Raw genomic sequence first — 19,607 nt, 5'->3', positions numbered from 1 at the left:
CGTCTCACACCATGCTAGCCCTCTTCCTGCGCGATATCCGCCTGAATATCCGGGCCGGCGGCGGGGCGCTGACCGGCGTGATCTTCTTTCTCGCGGTGATCGCCACGATCCCCTTCGGCGTCGGGCCGGACCTCAATCTGCTTGCCCGCATCGGCCCGGCGATCCTGTGGATCGGCGCCTTGCTCGCTTGCCTGCTCGGTCTCGACCGATTGTTCCAGGCCGACCGGGAAGACGGCTCGCTCGATCTGCTGGTGCTCGGCAACGACCGGCAGATGCTGGCGCTGACCGTTCTGACGAAATGCCTGGCGCATTGGGCGGGAAGCGTGCTGCCGCTGGTCATCGCGGCACCCTTGCTCGGCCTGTTCATGAATATGGAGCCGATCAGCATCGGCGCCACGGCGCTGACCCTTCTGGTCGGCACGCCGGCGATCACCTTCATCGGCGCTGCCGGTGCGGCGGTGGCGGTGGCGCTGCCGCGCGGCGGGCTGCTGATCTCGGTGCTGGTGCTGCCGCTGACCATTCCCGTGCTGATCTTTGGCGTGTCGGCAAGCTATGGCGCGGTGGCGAACCCCGATCCGTTCCTGCAGCCTTTCCTCATCCTCGCCGCGCTGACCTTGTTTCTTGCCGTGCTGGGGCCGGTTGCGGCAGCGTTGGCGCTGCGTCATGCGGCGGACTGATGTGGCCGCTACGCATAGAAAATCCGATCTTTCTCCAGACCATCTACGGCCACTATCCGGACCTGTCTTCTGTCGAGATCACCAAGGCCGAAATCAGTCGCGACGGGCCTGGCCTGCACCTGCATTTTATATCCACCCGTCTCCCCTACCGGCCTCCCGTCAAATGGGGACCATTCAACGCGGTGTATTTTGAACTCGCGTTCGAAGGTGTCGAGTCGATCAGCGTTCGCAAGTTCCAGAGTCATGACAGGAGCGCAGTCAGAATGTGGGACGACGCAGGCAAAATTCTGCTCACCTGCGAAGGAGCTGTGAGGCTGTCCCTCACATGCCAGTTCATGCGCATCGTCAAAATATCCGGTCTGCTGCAGTCGCAGTAGATGAACTTCCGATTCCGAGTGACCGCAAATCCGCCGCAGACGGCGTTCATTGCGACGAACAGCCAGTGCAGCTATGAACTTCGCTGCAAGAAGCCTGGATCGAGAAATGAGCGTACACGCCCTTTATGTGACCGCTGCCTATGCCATCACGGCCGTGGTTCTGGCCGGGCTGATCGGCTGGATCCTGTTCGACCAGCGTGCACGCAAGAGGGACCTCGCCGAGTTGGAAGCGTCCGGCGTGCGGCGGCGCTCCGACAAGGCGGGGAAATCATGAGCATGCAAACGGAAACGCCGGCGCGCGCGCGGCGCCTGATCGTGCTTTTGCCGCTGCTGATTTTCCTCGGGCTGGCGGGACTGTTCCTGACGCAGCTGCTGTCCGGCCGCGACACTTCGGAAGTGCCATCGGCGCTGATCGGCCTGCCCGCGCCGCCGACCAACCTGCCGGCGCTGGAGGGCATGAATTTGCCCGGGCTCGACTCCAAGCAGTTCGCCGGCAAGGTTACGCTGGTCAACGTCTTCGCGTCGTGGTGCGGGCCGTGCCGCGACGAGCATCCGGTGCTGCTGGCGCTGTCGCAAGACAAGCGCTTCGTCATCGCCGCCCTCAACTACAAAGACCAGCCGGAAAACGCCCGCCGGTTCCTCGGCAATCTCGGCAACCCGTTCCAGGCGATCGGCGTCGACGCGGCGGGGCGCGCGGCAATCGACTGGGGCGTCTACGGCGTGCCGGAAACCTTCGTCGTCGGCAAGGACGGCAAGATTGCCTACAAACATGTCGGCCCGCTGACGCCAGGCTCGGCACAGACGCTGCTTTTGCCCGAGATCGAGAAGGCGCTGGCCGCTCCGGGCTGAGACAGCGAAAACGCGATGGACGAACGAGACATCCGCGACCATTTTCTGGCTCAGGCGAGAGCCTGCGATCGACTTGGCTCGCCCTTCACCGCGAATTTATGCCGTGCGCTGGCCAAGGTTCTCGACGCAAACACCAGGGGTGGGCAGGCGGTGCTCGGCTGGCCGGGCAATGCGCGCGCCGACGGGCTTGCATTGCGGCTCTGCGGCGCGCTGCATGCGTTGGTCCTGACGGGTGCCAGTGAGCGGCTGGCACTGATCTATCCACCCAACCAGACAAGCGAATCCGAGATCGCGGCGGTGCTGCCGGAGGTAATTGCGCGGTCCGCCGATCAGATCATCGCCGGCCTCGCCGGCGCGCCGCAGACCAATGAAATCGCCCGGTCGGCGATGCTGCTGCCTGGATTTCTGATGGTGGCGCGGGAAACCGGCCTGCCGCTGGATCTGTGCGAGATCGGCGCCAGCGCCGGGCTCAATCTCCTGTTCGACAGCTTTCACTACCGCTACGGCGATGCCGAGTGGGGAGACCCGGCCTCCCCAGTCCGGTTGGCGCCGGAGGTGCGCGGCCACGCTGTTCCGCTTGGAGGAGCGATCAACGTCCGCCATCGCGCCGGCTGCGACATCGCGCCGGTCGACGCCGCCGACGCAGCGGCGCGGTTACGGCTTCGGTCTTACGTCTGGGCCGATCAGACGGAACGACTGGCCCGGCTCGACGCCGCGCTGTCACTTGCCGAAAAGTTTCAACCGCTGCCTGTCAAAGCGGACGCGGCGGATTTTGTCGAGAAGGCGCTGGCGGCACGGCAGCCGGGCGGCGCCTTCGTGCTCTATCACTCGATCATGTGGCAATACCTGCCGCGGGCGACCAAGGATGCCATCGCCGCCACCCTGGAGCAGTCGGGCAGAGAGGCCACGGCCGTTGCGCCTATCGCAAGGCTGAGGATGGAGCCGCGCGATCCGACAAAGCAGTGGGCGGTACTCAGCCTCACTCTATGGCCCGGCGGCAAGACACGCCGCCTAGCCAATTGCGATTACCACGGCCGCTGGATCGAATGGATTGGCTAAGCCCAATCAAACAGTTCTTGTTGCGCATGATCTCGTCCGAAAGTCGGCAACTTTTTGCTGCGCTGACCTTCGGTTCGGGATCATGCGTTCGCCTCAGCCGTAGATCTGCTTGTGGACCTGGTAGAGCATTTCGCTGCGGTCGGCGCGCATGTCGGCCAGATCACGGCTGGAAAAGGAGTCGATTTCGGCGACGAGACGGTTGTATTGCCGGCGCTTGGCGATGCTGGTGCGAGCGCGGCTCATGAGGCTGTCGAGAATCATAGCGAGGTTCCTTCTGTGCCGCATTGTAGCGGCAGGTTGTTCCTCCCTGATCGATATGGAGCATGACATAGTAATGGTGCGTTGCAAAAAGAAGATGTTGCAATGCACCATTGCACTGAGCGCATAGCCGGTTAACGGCAAATGAGCGCCGTCATTTAGGGCCCGTCATCAAGGGTGGCCTTGCCGCGTTTTGCCCCAATGTCTCAAGATGCGGTGAGACAGATATCAACGATCTTGCCATATCGATCTCCGGCTGGCTTGATCGCCCCGGCACTAGCGATTTGCATGACCGGGAGGAAACCATGGCCGCCGAAGACTACGAGATTCTCGATCCGCGCTTTGCGCGGCTGTTCAACAGCAACGCGCAGGTGGACAAGCTGTTCACCGGATGCCGGTGGGCGGAAGGGCCGGCCTGGTTTGCGGCCGGTCGCTATGTGGTGTGGTCCGACATCCCGAACAACCGCATGCTGCGTTACGACGAGACCGATGGCAGCGTCAGCGTGTTTCGGCAGCCGTCGGGCAATTCCAACGGCAACACCGTCGACCGGCAGGGCCGGCTGGTCACTTGCGAGCATTCGGGCCGCCGCGTCAGCCGCACCGAGCACGACGGCTCGATCACCACCATCGCCGACAAATGGCGCGGCAAACGGCTGAACTCGCCCAACGACGCGGTGGTCAAGTCCGATGGTTCGATCTGGTTCACCGACCCGACCTACGGCATCGATACGGATTACGAGGGCGACAAGGCCGAGAGCGAGATCGGCGCCTGTCATGTCTACCGGGCCGACCCCGGCACCGGTGAGATCGAAGCGGTGATCACCGATATGGTCAGGCCCAACGGGCTTGCCTTCTCGCTCGACGAGAGCAAGCTCTACGTCGTCGACACCGGTCGCACGCATGGCGCCCAGAATCCGGCGCATATGCGGGTGTTCAATGTCGACGAGGGCGGCAAGAAGGTCTCCGGCGGAAATGTCTTCGCCGACTGCACGGCCGGCCTGTTCGATGGCTTCAGGCTCGATGATCAAGGGCGGATCTGGACGAGTGCCGCCGACGGCATCCATTGCTACGATCCGGACGGAACGCTGATCGGCAGGATCAAGGTGCCGGAAGTCGTCGCCAATTGCGTGTTCGGCGGCAACAAGCTGAACTGCCTCTACATCGCCGGCACGACCTCGCTCTACATGGTACGGCTGATGGTCAACGGCGCAAAGACCTACTGAGCGGCCGCCAAGCAATATGCAAGCGAGCACATTGCTATGCCTTCTCGGGCGGATCGCGCCCGAGCAGATTTACCACATGGTGTGTTTGTATTCTTCGTCCAGCCAGCGATCGGTCGCCTCGGCCGAATCGGCGAGCGCCAGCTGGTCGCGCAGGATCTGACCGAGCGTCGGCAGCGTCGCGCGGTCGTACCAGGTTTCCGGCTTCCACAAATCGGAGCGCATGAAAGCCTTGGCGCAATGCATGTAGGCGGCCTTGACCGTCACCAGGACGACGCTTTGCGGTTCCTTGCCGTCGACGGCGAGCCGCTCGCGCAAAGCCGCATTGACGGTGATGCGGGCATCGCCGTTGACGCGCAGTGTCTCATTCATGCCTGGAATGAGGAAGAGCAGTCCGACCGAGGGGTTGAGAAGAATGTTCTCCAGCGTGTCGAGCCGGTTGTTGCCGGGCCGGTCGGGGATGGCGATGGTCTTCTCGTCAAGCACGGCGGCGAAGCCCGGTCTGTCGCCCTTCGGCGTCACATCGGCATTGCCGGCGCGGTCGGAGGAGCCGATCAGCACGAACGGGCTTTTGCCGATGAAGGAACGGCTGTGGCCATCCAGCGCCTTCAATTCCTTGCGGATCGAGCCGTCGGTCGGCCGAGGCGTCTTGTAGATCGTTCTCAGCTCCTCGCGCGTGGTGACGAATTCCATGCCCTCTCCTTAACCGTTACTTGCCGGCCTTCTCTTCGTTTCCGGTCTTACCTTCAAGCGAATGGCGCATGATCAGCGGCATCTGGCTGAAGGTGAAAAGAAGCGTGATCGGCATGATCCCCCAGACCTTGAAAGTAACCCAGGCGTCGGTGGAAAAATTCCGCCAGACCACTTCGTTGACAAGGGCCAGAAACAGGAAAAACAGGCCCCAGCGGAAGGTGAGTTTCTTCCAGCCGTCGGCATCGAGGCTGAAAGCCGAATCGAAGACGTAGCCGAGCAGCGACTTGCCGAAGAACAGCCCGCCGAGCAGCACGCCGCCAAACAGCATGTTGACGATGGTCGGCTTCATCTTGATGAAGATGTCGTCCTGCAGATAGAGCGTCAGCGCGCCGAAGACGAAGACGACGACGCCCGATACCATCGGCATGATCGGCAAGGTGCGGGTGAGCAGCCAGGAAGCGATCAGCGCGATCGCGGTCGCGGCCATGAACAGGCCGGTGGCGACGAAGATCGGCCCGCCGAATTCGGCCAGCGCCGGAAATTTCTGCGTCAGCCATGCGCTGCGGGCGTTGGCGAAGAAGAACACCATCAACGGGCCGAGCTCCAGCACCATCTTGAGCAGCGGATTGACGCCTTCCTTCTTCTGTTTCTGCGGGTCGGATGGGTCGCGTTCGAGGATGCGCGGGTTCATAGGCTTTCCTTCTTGCGCATGACCCTATCCAAGAAGTCTGCGACTTCTTGGGATCATGCTTGTTACGCCACTCCAGCGATCGCCCTGGCGAACTCGCTTGCGGAGAATGGTTCGAGGTCGTCGACCTGTTCGCCGACGCCGATGAAATAGACCGGCAATTTGTGCTTTGCCGCGATCGCCACCAGAATACCGCCGCGTGCGGTGCCGTCCAGCTTGGTCATCACCAGGCCGTTGACGCCGGCGACATTGCGGAAGATCTCGACCTGGTTGAGCGCGTTCTGGCCGGTGGTGGCGTCGACCGTCTGCAGCACGGTGTGCGGCGCCTCCGGATCGAGCTTGCCCAGCACCCGGACGATCTTTTCCAGTTCCGCCATCAGCTCGGTCTTGTTCTGCAGCCGCCCGGCGGTGTCGATGATCAGCACGTCGGAGCCGGCTTGCTTGGCCTGTTCGAAGGCCTCGTAAGCAAGACCTGCCGCATCGGCGCCAAGCTTCGAGGCGATGACCGGCGACTTGGTGCGCTCGCCCCAGATCTTCAACTGCTCGATCGCCGCGGCGCGGAACGTGTCGCCGGCTGCGAGCATCACCGACAGGCCGCCATCGGTGAGCTTTGCCGCCAGTTTGCCGATGGTCGTGGTCTTGCCGGTGCCGTTGACGCCGACGACAAGGATCACGTGCGGCTTGTGGCTGAGGTCGAGCTCCAGCGGCAAGGCGACATGGGTCAGCACCTTCTCCACTTCGGTCGCCATGATGGCGCGGACTTCCGCCTCGGAGACGTCCTTGCCGTAGCGGCTGGCGGCCAGCGAATCGGTGATGCGCAACGCCGTCTCCATACCGAGGTCGGCGCGGATCAGCACGTCCTCCAGATCCTGCAGCGTGTCCTCGTCGAGCTTGCGCCTGGTGAAGACGCCGGCGATGTTGCCGGACAGTTCCCGAGAAGAGCGGGCAAGCCCCTCCTTCATGCGCTGGAACCACGAGCGTTTCGGTGCTGGTCCCGGCGCCTTCTGCGGTTCGGCTCTCTGCTCGACCTTCTTGGTTACGGTGACCTTGCCGGGAGCGGGCTTTGGCTCCGGCGGCGGCTGCGGAACGGCCTTCGGCTCCGGTGCGATCTCGGCAAGGACCGGCTTTGCCTCGACCGGCGCAGGCTGGCGAATGGGGGGCGGGATTTCGGCCGCCGGCGCTTCAGGCTCGGGCGCAGTTGAGGGGGGCTCGGCCGGCGGCGCGGCATCTTGCGCAGGTCCGCGCTGCCCCTCACCCTTACCCTCTCCCCGTAAAGGACGCGGAGAGGGGGGCGTCAGCGTAGGAGCTTCTTCTTTGCCGCTTTCAAAAGGAGGCTCGGCGTGACGATCAGCACCCTTTTCCCCGTCCCTATACGGAGAGAAGATGCCGGCAGGCGGATGAGGGGCAGCGCCACGTTCGGATGACGGAAGCTCAGACTGGACAATCTCCTGCGCCGGCTCTGGCTCAGGAATTTCCTCCGGCTCTGGCTCCCGAGCTGGCTGGCGAATGACGGGAGCGACCGGAATCTCCTTTGGCGCCGCCTGTTCGGCGGGCGCCTCCGGCTCCTCGACCGGAGCGGGTTCCGGCTGGATGTCCGGCTCGGGCCGAATGGTCGGCGCAGGTTCGGGCTCGGCTTCTTCAACAGGCGCCGGCTGCGGCGCGGGCGGTGCTTCCGGCTCGACCGGCGGCGGAGGCACAGCTTCCGCTTCGGGCCGAGGCTCTTCGCGTTTCAAAAATTCCGAAACGGTCTGCTCGGAGGCCGGTTTCAGCGCCTCCAGCGCATCCCATTTGATCGGCGGCAGGGGTGTTGACTCATCGATCCGCTCGTCGACCACTTCCTTCTTGCCGAACGAAAATATCTTCTTGAAAAAACCAGCCATGTTCTGCGTCTCAAGCGGCGCGGGCGGCAAGCGGCGCCGCGATCAGCCGCGCGCCGTCATGGCCGGCGATATCGGCCTCAACGATTTCGCCCGGCGCGCCCGCGGAGATCGTGGCAAGCGTAAAGCCTTCGGTGCGGCCGAGCCCGTCGCGCTCGACCAGGATCGACTGGCGTGTTCCGGCGAGTGCAGCGAGGTGGCGGCGATAAGCGGCGTCACCGGCGGCGCGCAGTCGTGCCGCACGCTGCTTGACCACCTCGCGGCGAAGCTGCGGCATGCGCGAGGCGGGGGTGCCTTCGCGCGGCGAGAAGGGGAAGACGTGGAGATGCGTCAGCCCGCATTCCTCGACGATCTCCAGCGATTTTTCGAACATGGCGTCCGTCTCGGTCGGGAAGCCGGCGATGATGTCGGCGCCGAAGACAATGCCGGGACGCAATTTGCGCAAATCCTCGCAAAAACGGATCGACTGATCCCGGTTGTGCCGCCGCTTCATCCGCTTCAGGATCATGTCGTCACCCGCCTGCATCGACAGATGCAGATGCGGCATCAGCCGAGGCTCGGTGGCAATCGCGTCGAGCAGATCGTCGTCAGCCTCGATCGAATCGATCGACGAGAGGCGCAGGCGTTTCACGCCAGGCACCTGCTTCAGGATCGTCTTGACCAATTTGCCGAGTTTCGGGCTGCCAGGCAGGTCGGCGCCGAAACTGGTCATGTCGACGCCGGTCAGCACGATCTCGGCATAACCATTGCCACTCAGCCGCTCGACCTGCTCGACCACGGCGCCCATCGGCACAGAGCGCGAATTGCCGCGGCCATAGGGGATGATGCAGAAGGTGCAGCGGTGGTCGCAGCCGTTCTGCACCTGGACGAAGGCCCGCGCCCGGCCCTCGATGGCGTCGACCATGTGGCCGGCCGTCTCGCGTACCGAAAAGATATCGTTGACGCGAGCCTTCTCGGTATCGTTGACGCCGAAATCCGGCAGCGCGCGATAGGAATGCGCCTTCAGCTTCTCTTCATTGCCGAGGACGAGATCGACCTCGTCCATGGCGACGAAATTCTGCGGCTCGGTCTGCGCCGCGCAGCCGGTGACGATGATGCGGGCGGCCGGGTTCTCGCGCCGGGCCTTGCGGATCGACTGTTTTGCCTGGCGCACCGCCTCGCCGGTGACGGCGCAGGTGTTGAAGATGATTGCGCCGCCTTCCAGCGCGCCAAGGCCGGCGCTCTCCGCCTCCCGCCGCATCACCTCGGATTCGTAGGTGTTCAGCCGGCAGCCGAAGGTGACGACGTCTACTCCCTTCTTGGCAAGAGGAGCCATCAGGCGGCGCTTTCGGTGTCGCGGGCCCACACGCCGGTCGACGGGTCGAAGCTGCCGGAAAATTCCCATTCGGCGGCACCGGTGAGGATGACGTGGTCGTCGCCGCGCCATTCGACATGCAGCGAGCCGCCACCGGGCGTCATCAGCGTGACGCTGCGTCCGGTCCGCTTGGTGCGGGCCGCGGCAACCACCGCGGCGCACGCGGCCGAGCCGCACGCCTTGGTCAGGCCGGCGCCGCGCTCCCAGGTGCGGATGACCATCGTCTCGGGCGAGGTCACTTGCGCGATGGTGATGTTGGCGCGTTCGGGGAAGATCGGGTGGTTTTCGAGCAGCGGGCCGAAGCGGTCGAGCTCGTAAGACCAGACATCGCGGTCGACCCAGAAGATGGCATGTGGATTGCCCATCGACACGACCGAGGGCGAATGCAGCACAGGCGCGTCGATCGGGCCGATCTGCAGCTCGATCATGCGGGTATCGCGGAATTCCTCGGCGAGCGGAATATCCTGCCAGCCAAAACGCGGCTTGCCCATGTCGACCGAGATCAGCCCGTCGGCATGTTCTTCGGCGTTGAGGATGCCGGCGACGGTCTCGAAGGCGAATGTCTTCTGGCCGGTCTCGGCGGCAAGTGCCTGCACCACGCAGCGCATGCCGTTGCCGCAGGCCTGCGCGCCGGTTCCGTCGGAATTCAGGATGTCGATGAAAAAGGCGGTGCCCGACGTCCTGGCGTCGTGGATCGCCATGATCTGATCGAATTTCGTCGCGGCATCGGCATTGAGCGCAAGGGCGGCAGCCGGCGTCACCCGATCGGCGCGACCGCGCATGTCGGCAACGATGATCTCGTTGCCAATGCCGTTCATCTTGGCGAAGGGGGCGGTGCTTGCCATGGATCGAAAGGTCTCATGCCGGTTTGGCGCCTATATGGCGGATACCGGCCGAAATTACCAGTGTGCGGACGTCAGAGCGACGTGCGTCCATTTGGACCCACAAAGTACGCTCTGACATTTTTGAACCAGCGCACGTGCTTTCTGCTGCGCACTTTTGCGCGACATGCATTAGGCCACCGCGAAGACGCCAAGCACGATCAGCAGGAAGATGATCAGCACGATGCCGATGAGGATACGGGCGCCGGTGGCGGCGGCTCCGGCCAATGCCGGCATACCGAGCAGGCTTGCCGCGGCCGCGATGATCAGAAGAATGACAATCCATTTGATCATGAGAAAAAACCTCGCAGCCGACGGTTGTGGATACCTGCCAACGCGTTTACGACGTCCCGGGTTCCGCTCGCCGCGAAGCCGGCCGCCTGCCTAGACCGCCGGCACGTCCCAGACTTCGCCGGGACGCAAGGCGCGAAAGCGTTCTTGCGGGATACCTTGATCGTCGAGGGCTTCGCCAAGCTTTCTGGCCGGCTCGTCGATCGGCTCGTTGGTCAGCCGGAACGTGCCCCAATGGCAGCCGGCAGCATGGGCGGCGTTGCACAAAAGCATGCCTTGCACAGCCTCCTCCGGGTTCTGGTGGTGTGGCGCCATGAACCAGCGCGGCTCGTAGGCGCCGATCGGCAGGATGGCTAGGCGGAAGCCGCCGTGCCTTTCGGCCATCAGCCGGTAGTTGATGCCATCGTGGAAACCGGTGTCGCCGGCGAAATAGACCTTTCCGCCCGGCGTCTCGACCACAAATCCCGCCCACAGCGCCATGCGCCGGTCGCGGGTGCCGCGCGCCGACCAGTGGTGCACCGGCTCGACATAGACGGCGAGGTCCTTGCCAATCTCGACCCGCTCGCCCCAGTCATGCACGGAAAGCCGCACGCCGGGAACGCCATCGTCGATGATGGCGTCATTGCCAAGCGGCGCCAGCACCAGCGGGTCGTGCTTTATCTTCAGCCGCTTCAGCGTGGCGAGGTCGAGATGGTCGTAGTGGTTGTGGCTGACCAATACGAGGTCGATCGGCGGCAGGTTGGAAAAGGCGATGCCCGGCAGATTGACCCGTTTCGGCCCGGCAAAGGACAGCGGCGAGACGCGCCGAGACCAGACCGGGTCGGTGAGGATGTTCAGGCCGGCCGTCTGGATGAGCAGCGAGGAGTGGCCGACCATGGTCAGCCTCAGCCCGGAGCCGTCGATCCGTTTGGCCGGTGTCGCTTGATGAAACGGACTCGGATTCGCCGCCGGCCATTTCGAGCGCTCGCCGCCCAGCTGCCACTTCAAAAGATCGGAAAAGCGGGCAGGCGGCTTGCCGTTGGGATTGAAGAACAAGGTGCCGTCGAAATGATCGCTCGGTGGGCCGCTGTAATAGCGATTGGCGGCTCTTTTTCTCGCAGCCAAGGTTTCGCCTCCGGCAGGGTTCCGTTTCATCAGAGATAGGACCGAAGCCGATTGACGCAAGCATTTGGTGACCGGAATGCCAAGGGCATGCTTGTCCGGGTAGACCACTGGCAGCCTCGGGTCAGGCCCGAAGTGCAGGCTGGGCGGCATGCATTTTGTGGTAAAATTGCAACAGATGCTGCCTCAAATGGTATTTTAACCATATCGGGTTGAAATTTCGCCACCTTCTCCATCTTGGTGAAGGGGATATTGTGCGGACGGCAGCCCCAGCCGGATCCGACGGAGGTTTGAAATGAATTTTTCGAAAACCGGTCTGCTGGCCGTATCGCTTGCCGCGCTCGTTGCGAGCGGCTGTTCAACGTCACGGTTCTCGTCGATGGACCAGGAGCAGCCGTCGCCGCTGCAAGCCGCGCCCTCTGGCAAGGTGACCGCAAATCAGCTGCCGCCGCCGGCGTCGCCCGGCACGGCCGACCCGTCGAAATTTCCGACGGCGCCGCAAGGGACGTTAAACCCCCAGGTCGCCTCGCTGCCGCCGGACGGGACGGCTCCTGCCGGAGCCCCGGATCTTACCGCAGGCAGCGTCGCCGGCGTGTGGAAGGCCAGTGTGTCCGGCCAGAGCTGCCAGGTGGCGACGCCGCAGACCAAGTTCGGCGCGGGCTACCGGGCCGGACCGCTGCATTGCCCGGCGCCGATCGACGGCATCAAATCGTGGAACGTCGCCGGCAAGCAGTTGACGCTGTACGACGAGAATGGCGGCACGCTGGCACGGCTCTATTCCTCAGGCGGCGAGAAATTCGACGGCCAGACTTCCAACGGCCTGCCGATCTCGCTTACAAGAGGCTGACCCGCCGCTTATTTGTTTTACGCAGTTCCGAACGGAAAACCGCTACACACTTTTCCTGGAATTGCTGCCTTTTGTTGATACGCAATTCCGGACCGAAAACCGCTAAGCACTTTTGCTGGAATTGCTCTAGAACGACGTGACCGATGCATCTGCGTGACGGCCTTCAGACCCATGCGACCGTCCGGCAGCGATACGACCATCTGGTCGATACCGGCCTGATCGACCGCGATCCGGCGCAGGAGCGGATCGTCGCGGCACTCGACCGGCTGATCGATGAGATCTCGGCAAAGCGGCTGGCGCACAAATCGAGCGCGCTGGGCTGGCTGTTCGCCCGCAAGCGTGAAACGCGCGAGGCCGTCAAGGGCCTCTACATCCATGGCGGCGTCGGCCGCGGCAAGACCATGCTGATGGACATGTTCTTCGAGCTGGTGCCGGTCAGGCGCAAGCGTCGTGTGCATTTCAACGACTTCATGGCCGATGTGCAGGATCGCATCCAGAAGCACCGGCAGGCGCGTAAAGAGGGCGCCGTCAGGGAAGACGACCCGATCGCGCCGGTGGCCCGCGCGCTGGCCGAGGAAGCCTGGGTGCTGTGCTTCGATGAGTTTTCCGTCACCGACATCGCCGATGCGATGATCCTGTCCCGGCTGTTCTCGGCGCTGTTTGCCAACGGCGTCGTGCTGGTCGCCACGTCCAATGTCGCGCCGCAGGATCTCTACCGCGACGGCTTGAACCGCCAGCTTTTCCTGCCCTTCATCGGCATCCTGGAGCGGCATGCGCAGGTGCTGGCGCTGGATGCCGACAAGGACTATCGGCTGGACAAGCTCAGCCGCCTGCCGATGTATGTCACCCCTGCCGATGCCGCCGCCGATGCTGTCCTCGACGAGGCCTGGGAAGTGATGACGCGTGGCCGGCGGACAGCGGAGGCGGCATTGACGGTAAAGGGCCGGCAGGTCGTGGTGCCGCGAGCCGCCGGCGAAGCGGCGCGGTTTTCCTTCGCCGATCTCTGTGAAAAACCGCTCGGTGCCCGCGATTTCCTGGCGATTGCCGACCGCTTCTCGACCATCTTCATCGATCATGTGCCGGTGCTTGGCGAAGGCATGCGCAACGAGGCCAAGCGCTTCATCCTGCTGATCGATACGCTCTACGACCATAATGTGCGGCTGGTGGTGAGCGCCGCTGCACCGCCACCGCAGCTGTATACGGCCAGACGCGGCAACGAGGTCTTCGAGTTCGAGCGCACCGCGTCACGGCTGATCGAGATGCAGAGTCACGAATGGCTGGAAGACTGGGCGGGGAGGCAGAGGGGGAAGGTGGTGCCTGTGGAGGCGAGGCAGGCGCAGGCCTAGAGGCGATAAACATACATCACGAACTCCTCCGCCGATCCATGCGGCTCCTTCCGTGCCTCGTAAAGCGCGCGGGCCGCAATATTGTCCGGCTCAGTGCCGACCCAGGCCTCCTCGCAGCCATGCTCGCGGCCGAGCTCAAACATGGCGTCGAGCATTTTCGTCGCTATGTCCTGGCGCTGGAAGGCCGGCGATACGCCGACTTCATCGATGTAGAGTTCGCTCACCTTGTCCGGGTGGCGGTGGATGACGGCTGCGCATTGGCCGACGACTATGCCGTCGGCCACGGCGATGATCATGAAATGGCCGGGTTCGCGGAGATACGCTGCCAGCCGATCCGGCCTGACCGCTTCATCGAACACATCCTCGGCGACCCGCATCACAAGGGCTTCATCTCCGGGGTTGAGCCTTACGATTTGCACATCCACTTGTGTAAATCTCCCAAGTCGGCTTGCAAACTTTGACGTTTACGTAAATCCCAATTCATCTAACCGATTGAAAAAACTCACTCCAAAATAATCGTTTGAATATTTCGGGCGCCGGGGCTATTGGGTTCGGCGAAATCTTTGCGGCTTCCCCGCTGCATTCCGGCCTCCTTCCTCGACGCCGTCATCCAATTTCGTGAAGGATTTGGGCGCCGTCACAGTCTAAAGGGAAAACATCCTGACATGGCACGCAACAAGATAGCGCTTATCGGCTCGGGCATGATCGGCGGCACGCTCGCCCACATGATCGGCCTCAAGGATCTCGGCGACGTTGTGCTGTTCGATATCGCCGAGGGCATCCCGCAAGGCAAGGGGCTGGATATCGCGCAATCGTCGCCGGTCGATGGGTTCGACTCCAGGCTGACCGGCGTCAACGATTATGCCGGCATCGAGGGCGCCGACGTCTGCATCGTCACCGCCGGCGTGCCGCGCAAGCCCGGCATGAGCCGCGACGACCTTCTCGGCATCAACCTGAAGGTCATGGAGCAGGTTGGCGCGGGTCTCAAGAAATACGCGCCGAAAGCCTTTGTCATCTGCATCACCAATCCGCTCGACGCCATGGTCTGGGCGCTGCAGAAGTTCTCCGGCCTGCCGAAGACCCATGTCGTGGGCATGGCCGGGGTGCTGGACAGTGCGCGCTTCCGATATTTCCTGGCCGAGGAATTCAAGGTGTCGGTCGAGGATGTCACCGCCTTCGTGCTTGGCGGCCATGGCGATTCCATGGTGCCGATGATCCGCTATTCGACGGTCGCCGGCATCCCGCTGCCCGACCTCGTCAAGATGGGCTGGACCTCGAAGGAAAAGCTCGACCAGATCGTGCAGCGCACCCGCGACGGCGGCGCCGAGATCGTCGGCCTGCTCAAGACCGGCTCGGCCTTCTACGCACCGGCCGCCTCGGCGATCGCCATGGCCGAAGCCTATCTCAAGGACAAGAAGCGCGTGCTGCCCTGTGCTGCGCATCTCTCCGGCCAGTATGGTGTCAAGAACACCTATGTCGGCGTGCCGGTGGTGATCGGCGCCGCCGGCGTCGAGCGCATCATCGAGATCGAGCTCAGCAAGCCCGAGCAGAAGATGTTCGACAGTTCGGTGGCGGCGGTGCAGGGCCTGTGCGAGGCCTGCGTCAAGATCGCTCCCCATCTCGCCGCCAAGTGACCCGCCGCCAAGTGACCCGCCAGTAAATTGATCTGGAGACAACGCGCATGAACATCCATGAATATCAGGGCAAGGCGCTGCTGAAGGGCTTTGGCGCACCGGTGGCCGAAGGCGTGCCGGTGTTCGAGGCAAGCGAAGCGGAAGCCGCCGCCAAGGCGCTGCCCGGCCCGCTCTATGTGGTGAAGAGCCAGATCCATGCCGGCGGCCGCGGCAAGGGCAAGTTCAAGGAGCTCGGCCCCGACGCCAAGGGTGGTGTCAGGCTGGCGAAGTCGGTTGCTGATGTCGTCGCCAACGCCAACGAGATGCTCGGCCACACGCTGGTCACCAAGCAGACCGGCCCGGCGGGCAAGCAGGTCAACCGCCTCTACATCGAGGACGGCGCCGACATCGACCGCGAGCTCTATCTGTCGCTGCTGGTCGACCGCTCCGTCGGCCGCATTGCCTTCGTCGTCTCGACCGAGGGCGGCATGGACATCGAGGCGGTCGCCCATGACACGCCGGAAAAGATCATCACCGTCGCAATCGACCCGGAAAAGGGCATGACGGCGGATGATTTGAAAGAACTCAACGGCGCGCTGAAGCTCGACGGCGACGCGGCCAAGGACGGCGAGACGCTGTTCCCGATCCTCTACAAGGCGTTTGTCGAGAAGGACATGAGCCTGCTCGAGGTCAACCCGCTGATCGTCATGAAGAACGGCCGGCTGCGCGTGCTCGACGCCAAGGTATCGTTCGACAACAACGCGCTGTTCCGCCATCCCGACGTGATGGAGCTGCGCGACATTACCGAAGAGGACGAGAAGGAGATCGAGGCGTCGAAATTCGACCTCGCCTATGTCGCACTCGACGGCAATATCGGCTGCATGGTCAACGGCGCCGGCCTCGCCATGGCGACGATGGACATCATCAAACTCTATGGCGCCGAGCCCGCCAACTTCCTCGATGTCGGCGGCGGTGCGTCGAAGGAGAAGGTGACGGCGGCGTTCAAGATCATCACCAAGGATCCGGCGGTCAAAGGCATCCTGATCAACATCTTCGGCGGCATCATGAAGTGCGACATCATCGCCGAGGGCGTTATTGCGGCGGTGAAGGAAGTCGGCCTGCAAGTGCCGCTGGTGGTGCGGCTGGAAGGCACCAACGCCGAACTCGGCAAGAAGATCATCAATGACAGCGGGTTGAACGTGGTGTCGGCCGACGACCTCGACGATGCCGCCAAGAAGATCGTGGCGGCAGTGAAGGGCTGATCCGGTGCCTCCGCACAAGATAAATCTGGTCGAGGCGGCGGATACGAAGATCAAGAAAGTCTTCGATCCGCATATCGCCGGCGACGTCAACGATGCCCAGGTCAAGATCGCCAAGTTCGGCGAGGTCTTTGACTGGCATGCGCATGACAATGAGGACGAAGCGTTCCTGGTGCTTCGCGGCCGCATTGCCATCGATTTCCGCGACGGAACGGTCGAGCTTGGCAGCGGCGAGTTCATCGTCGTGCCGCGCGCCGTCGAGCACCGGCCGCGCTCGCTGAGCGAGGAGCCGGTGGTGCTGATGTTCGAGCCGGCGACGACGCTCAACACCGGCAACGCCAAGAGCGACCTCACCGTCGCCGATCTCAAGCGTCTCTGACCATGGCGGCTCTGACGATGACCACGCAGCCTTCCTCGATCAACGGTTTGTAAAAAGGACCACCATGTCCATTCTCGTCGACAAGAACACCAAGGTGCTCGTGCAGGGCCTAACCGGCAAGACCGGCACGTTCCATACGGAGCAGGCGCTTGCCTATCACGGGACAAAAATGGTCGGCGGCATCCACCCCAAGAAAGGTGGCGAGACGTGGACCGGTACCAAGGGCGAGAGCCTGCCGATCTTTTCCACCGTCGCCGAAGGCAAGGCGCAGACCGGTGCCAATGCTTCCGTCGTCTATGTGCCGCCGGCGGGCGCCGCCGAAGCGATCCTGGAAGCGATCGAAGCCGAAATTCCGCTGATCGTCTGCATCACCGAGGGCATCCCGGTGATCGACATGATCAAGGTCAAGGCGCGGCTCGACCGCTCGACATCGCGGCTGATCGGTCCCAACTGCCCCGGCGTCCTGACCCCCAACGAATGCAAGATCGGCATCATGCCCGGCAACATCTTCCGCAAGGGCTCGGTCGGCGTTGTTTCCCGCTCGGGAACGCTTACCTATGAGGCAGTGTTCCAGACCACCAATGTCGGCCTCGGCCAGACCACCGCCGTCGGCATCGGTGGCGACCCCGTCAAAGGCACGGAGTTCATCGACGTGCTGGAGATGTTCCTCGCCGACGACGAGACCCAGTCGATCATCATGATCGGCGAGATCGGCGGCTCGGCCGAGGAAGACGCCGCGCAGTTCCTCAAGGACGAAGCCAGGCGTGGCCGCAAGAAGCCAATGGCCGGTTTCATCGCCGGGCGCACGGCGCCGGCCGGCCGCACCATGGGTCATGCCGGCGCGGTCATTTCCGGTGGCAAGGGCGGCGCCGAGGACAAGATCGCGGCGATGGAATCGGCTGGAATAAAAGTTTCGCCGTCGCCGGCCCGGCTCGGCACGACCCTGGTCGAAGCAATTAAGGGTTAAGTGAGTAGGGCAGTATGGGAGTAGGGGAATAGGAAGAACGGAACGAGTGGCGACGATTGCCACTTTCCCTACTGCCCTAATCCCCTATTCCCTTACTCCCCTTCGGAAAAGGAGACGGAGCCAGGCTCCGCGGAAAAAATGGCAAGACAAGATCAGGCCAACGACCAATTTTCGCTTACCTCTTTCCTCTATGGCGGCAATGCCGATTATATCGACGCGCTCTACGCCGCCTATGAGGACGATCCCTCTTCGGTCGATCCCGAATGGCGGGATTTCTTCGCGGCGCTGAAGGACGACGCCGGCGATGTCCGCAAGAATGCCAAGGGCGCCTCATGGGCCAAGCCCTCATGGCCGCTGCAGGCCAATGGCGAATTGGTGTCGGCGCTCGACGGCAATTGGGGCATCGTCGAAAAGCACATCGAGAAGAAGGTCCAGCACAAGGCGGTGATGAACGGCGTCGCCCTTTCCGACGCCGACGTGCATCAGGCGACGCGCGATTCCGTGCGCGCCATCATGATGATCCGCGCCTACCGCATGCGTGGCCACCTGCACGCCAATCTCGATCCGCTCGGCATCGCCAAGCCGCTCGAGGATTACAACGAGCTGTCGCCGGAAAATTACGGCTTCACCGCCGCCGATTTCGATCGCCCGATCTTCCTCGACAATGTGCTCGGCCTCGAATTCGGCACCATCCGGCAGATGCTGGACATATTGACCCGCACCTATTGCTCGACGCTCGGCGTCGAGTTCATGCATATTTCCGATCCCGAGGAGAAGGCCTGGATCCAGGCGCGCATCGAGGGCACCGACAAGGAGATCTCCTTCACCGCTGCCGGCAAGAGGGCGATCCTGCAGAAGCTGGTCGAGGCCGAAGGGTTCGAGCAGTTCATCGACGTCAAGTACAAGGGCACCAAGCGCTTCGGCCTCGACGGCGCAGAAGCGCTGATCCCGGCGCTGGAGCAGATCGTCAAGCGCGGCGGCCAGCTCGGCATGAAGGAGATCGTGCTCGGCATGGCGCATCGCGGCCGGCTGAACGTGCTCTCCCAGGTGATGGCCAAGCCGCACCGCGCCATCTTCCACGAATTCAAGGGCGGCTCGGCCGCACCCGACGAGGTCGAGGGCTCGGGCGACGTGAAGTACCATCTCGGTGCTTCGTCGGACCGCGAGTTCGACGGCAACAAGGTGCACCTGTCGCTGACCGCCAATCCCTCGCATCTGGAAATCGTCGATCCGGTGGTGATGGGCAAGGCGCGGGCCAAGCAGGACTCCCTGTTCGGCCGCAGCCGCGAGGAGATCGTGCCGCTGGAAGAGCGTGCCAAGGTGCTGCCGCTGCTCCTGCACGGCGACGCCGCCTTTGCCGGCCAGGGCGTGATTGCCGAAATCCTCGGCTTGTCGGGCTTGCGCGGCCACCGCGTCGCCGGCACACTGCATTTCATCATCAACAACCAGATCGGCTTCACCACCAATCCGCGCTTCTCGCGCTCGTCGCCCTACCCATCGGATGTGGCCAAGATGATCGAGGCGCCGATCTTCCACGTCAACGGCGATGATCCGGAAGCCGTGGTCCATGCCACCAAGGTGGCGATCGAATTCCGCATGAAGTTCCACAAGCCTGTCGTGGTCGACATGTTCTGCTACCGCCGCTTTGGCCACAATGAGGGCGACGAGCCGGCCTTCACCCAGCCGATCATGTACAGCAACATCCGCAGCCACAAGACGACGGTGCAGATCTATGCCGACCGGCTGATCGCCGAGGGCCACCTCACCCAAGCCGAATTCGACAAGATGAAGGCGGACTGGCGGGCACATCTCGAGCAGGAATTCGAGGTCGGCCAGCATTACAAGCCAAACAAGGCCGACTGGCTGGATGG

General features: G+C 63.2%; 22 protein-coding genes. 13 read left to right on the top strand and 9 right to left on the bottom strand.

Annotated elements, in window-relative coordinates; genetic code table 11:
- Positions 1-11: 11 nt before the first annotated feature.
- The 5 genes from ccmB to EOA78_RS08705 all read left to right on the top strand — a co-directional run bounded on the left by ccmB (position 12) and on the right by EOA78_RS08705 (position 2,962).
- Positions 12-677: a heme exporter protein CcmB gene (ccmB, locus tag EOA78_RS08725; protein WP_127314791.1), complete on the top strand. Its 666-nt coding sequence runs from the start codon at positions 12-14 to the stop codon at positions 675-677.
- A complete protein-coding gene (locus tag EOA78_RS08720; protein WP_127314790.1) occupies positions 677-1,054 on the top strand; it encodes an Imm50 family immunity protein in 378 nt (125 codons plus the stop codon). The genes ccmB and EOA78_RS08720 overlap by 1 nt, the downstream gene beginning before the upstream one ends.
- A 106-nt stretch (positions 1,055-1,160) precedes the next feature.
- Entirely contained in the window at positions 1,161-1,328 is a 168-nt protein-coding gene (ccmD, locus tag EOA78_RS08715) for a heme exporter protein CcmD (RefSeq protein WP_029349414.1), read from the top strand.
- Positions 1,325-1,903 (top strand): DsbE family thiol:disulfide interchange protein, encoded by a 579-nt coding sequence (locus EOA78_RS08710; RefSeq protein ID WP_127314789.1) that lies wholly within the window; start codon positions 1,325-1,327, stop codon positions 1,901-1,903. Before ccmD ends, EOA78_RS08710 begins: the two co-directional genes overlap by 4 nt.
- A 15-nt stretch (positions 1,904-1,918) precedes the next feature.
- Positions 1,919-2,962: a DUF2332 family protein gene (locus EOA78_RS08705; RefSeq protein WP_127314788.1), complete on the top strand. Its 1,044-nt coding sequence runs from the start codon at positions 1,919-1,921 to the stop codon at positions 2,960-2,962.
- Positions 2,963-3,055: 93 nt separating this feature from the next.
- Here EOA78_RS08705 and EOA78_RS08700 read toward each other — a convergent pair whose 3' ends face one another.
- Entirely contained in the window at positions 3,056-3,223 is a 168-nt protein-coding gene (locus EOA78_RS08700) for a hypothetical protein (protein WP_127314787.1), read from the bottom strand.
- A 302-nt stretch (positions 3,224-3,525) separates the two neighbouring features.
- Between EOA78_RS08700 and EOA78_RS08695 the strand changes: the two genes are divergently transcribed.
- Positions 3,526-4,443 carry an SMP-30/gluconolactonase/LRE family protein gene (locus EOA78_RS08695; RefSeq protein WP_127314786.1) on the top strand — a complete coding sequence of 306 codons (918 nt, stop codon included), beginning with the start codon at positions 3,526-3,528 and terminating at the stop codon, positions 4,441-4,443.
- Positions 4,444-4,512: 69 nt separating this feature from the next.
- Here EOA78_RS08695 and EOA78_RS08690 read toward each other — a convergent pair whose 3' ends face one another.
- The 7 genes from EOA78_RS08690 to EOA78_RS08660 form a co-directional block, all read right to left on the bottom strand.
- Positions 4,513-5,133 carry a pyridoxamine 5'-phosphate oxidase family protein gene (locus tag EOA78_RS08690; protein ID WP_127314785.1) on the bottom strand — a complete coding sequence of 207 codons (621 nt, stop codon included), beginning with the start codon at positions 5,131-5,133 and terminating at the stop codon, positions 4,513-4,515.
- A 16-nt stretch (positions 5,134-5,149) separates the two neighbouring features.
- Complete coding sequence (locus EOA78_RS08685; RefSeq protein ID WP_127314784.1) at positions 5,150-5,824, bottom strand: septation protein A; 675 nt, start codon at positions 5,822-5,824, stop codon at positions 5,150-5,152.
- Between the two features lie 62 nt (positions 5,825-5,886).
- Complete coding sequence (gene ftsY / locus EOA78_RS08680) at positions 5,887-7,701, bottom strand: signal recognition particle-docking protein FtsY (protein WP_127314783.1); 1,815 nt, start codon at positions 7,699-7,701, stop codon at positions 5,887-5,889.
- A gap of 10 nt (positions 7,702-7,711) precedes the next feature.
- Positions 7,712-9,013 (bottom strand): tRNA (N(6)-L-threonylcarbamoyladenosine(37)-C(2))-methylthiotransferase MtaB, encoded by a 1,302-nt coding sequence (gene mtaB, locus EOA78_RS08675; RefSeq protein ID WP_127314782.1) that lies wholly within the window; start codon positions 9,011-9,013, stop codon positions 7,712-7,714.
- Complete coding sequence (dapF, locus tag EOA78_RS08670) at positions 9,013-9,897, bottom strand: diaminopimelate epimerase (RefSeq protein ID WP_127314781.1); 885 nt, start codon at positions 9,895-9,897, stop codon at positions 9,013-9,015. Before dapF ends, mtaB begins: the two co-directional genes overlap by 1 nt.
- A gap of 168 nt (positions 9,898-10,065) precedes the next feature.
- On the bottom strand, positions 10,066-10,227 hold the full coding sequence (locus EOA78_RS08665; RefSeq protein ID WP_029349395.1) for a DUF1328 family protein: 162 nt from the start codon (positions 10,225-10,227) through the stop codon (positions 10,066-10,068).
- A 90-nt stretch (positions 10,228-10,317) separates the two neighbouring features.
- A complete protein-coding gene (locus tag EOA78_RS08660) occupies positions 10,318-11,358 on the bottom strand; it encodes an MBL fold metallo-hydrolase (protein WP_164783678.1) in 1,041 nt (346 codons plus the stop codon).
- A 262-nt stretch (positions 11,359-11,620) separates the two neighbouring features.
- Here EOA78_RS08660 and EOA78_RS08655 point away from each other — a divergent pair, with 262 nt between their 5' ends.
- Together EOA78_RS08655 and zapE are read left to right on the top strand one after the other, a co-directional pair.
- On the top strand, positions 11,621-12,172 hold the full coding sequence (locus tag EOA78_RS08655) for an AprI/Inh family metalloprotease inhibitor (protein ID WP_127314779.1): 552 nt from the start codon (positions 11,621-11,623) through the stop codon (positions 12,170-12,172).
- A gap of 143 nt (positions 12,173-12,315) precedes the next feature.
- Positions 12,316-13,518: a cell division protein ZapE gene (gene zapE / locus EOA78_RS08645; protein WP_127314777.1), complete on the top strand. Its 1,203-nt coding sequence runs from the start codon at positions 12,316-12,318 to the stop codon at positions 13,516-13,518.
- On the opposite strand, the gene EOA78_RS08640 is transcribed toward zapE, so the two are convergent.
- Complete coding sequence (locus EOA78_RS08640; protein WP_127314776.1) at positions 13,515-13,943, bottom strand: GNAT family N-acetyltransferase; 429 nt, start codon at positions 13,941-13,943, stop codon at positions 13,515-13,517. The genes zapE and EOA78_RS08640 overlap by 4 nt on opposite strands.
- 240 nt (positions 13,944-14,183) lie before the next feature.
- Between EOA78_RS08640 and mdh the strand changes: the two genes are divergently transcribed.
- The 5 genes from mdh to EOA78_RS08615 all read left to right on the top strand — a co-directional run.
- Complete coding sequence (mdh, locus tag EOA78_RS08635) at positions 14,184-15,152, top strand: malate dehydrogenase (protein ID WP_127314775.1); 969 nt, start codon at positions 14,184-14,186, stop codon at positions 15,150-15,152.
- 47 nt (positions 15,153-15,199) lie between these two features.
- On the top strand, positions 15,200-16,393 hold the full coding sequence (gene sucC / locus EOA78_RS08630) for an ADP-forming succinate--CoA ligase subunit beta (RefSeq protein WP_127314774.1): 1,194 nt from the start codon (positions 15,200-15,202) through the stop codon (positions 16,391-16,393).
- A 4-nt stretch (positions 16,394-16,397) separates the two neighbouring features.
- Complete coding sequence (locus tag EOA78_RS08625; protein WP_127314773.1) at positions 16,398-16,769, top strand: cupin domain-containing protein; 372 nt, start codon at positions 16,398-16,400, stop codon at positions 16,767-16,769.
- A 64-nt stretch (positions 16,770-16,833) separates the two neighbouring features.
- On the top strand, positions 16,834-17,736 hold the full coding sequence (gene sucD, locus EOA78_RS08620; RefSeq protein WP_127314772.1) for a succinate--CoA ligase subunit alpha: 903 nt from the start codon (positions 16,834-16,836) through the stop codon (positions 17,734-17,736).
- Positions 17,737-17,874: 138 nt separating this feature from the next.
- A partial coding sequence (locus EOA78_RS08615) for a thiamine pyrophosphate-dependent enzyme (protein WP_245477436.1) occupies positions 17,875-19,607 on the top strand: 1,733 nt, incomplete at its 3' end.

The sequence above is a fragment of the Mesorhizobium sp. M5C.F.Cr.IN.023.01.1.1 genome, from assembly GCF_003997585.1.
Lineage (GTDB): Bacteria > Pseudomonadota > Alphaproteobacteria > Rhizobiales > Rhizobiaceae > Mesorhizobium > Mesorhizobium wenxiniae.
This window is presented reverse-complemented; position numbering and strand designations above follow the sequence as displayed.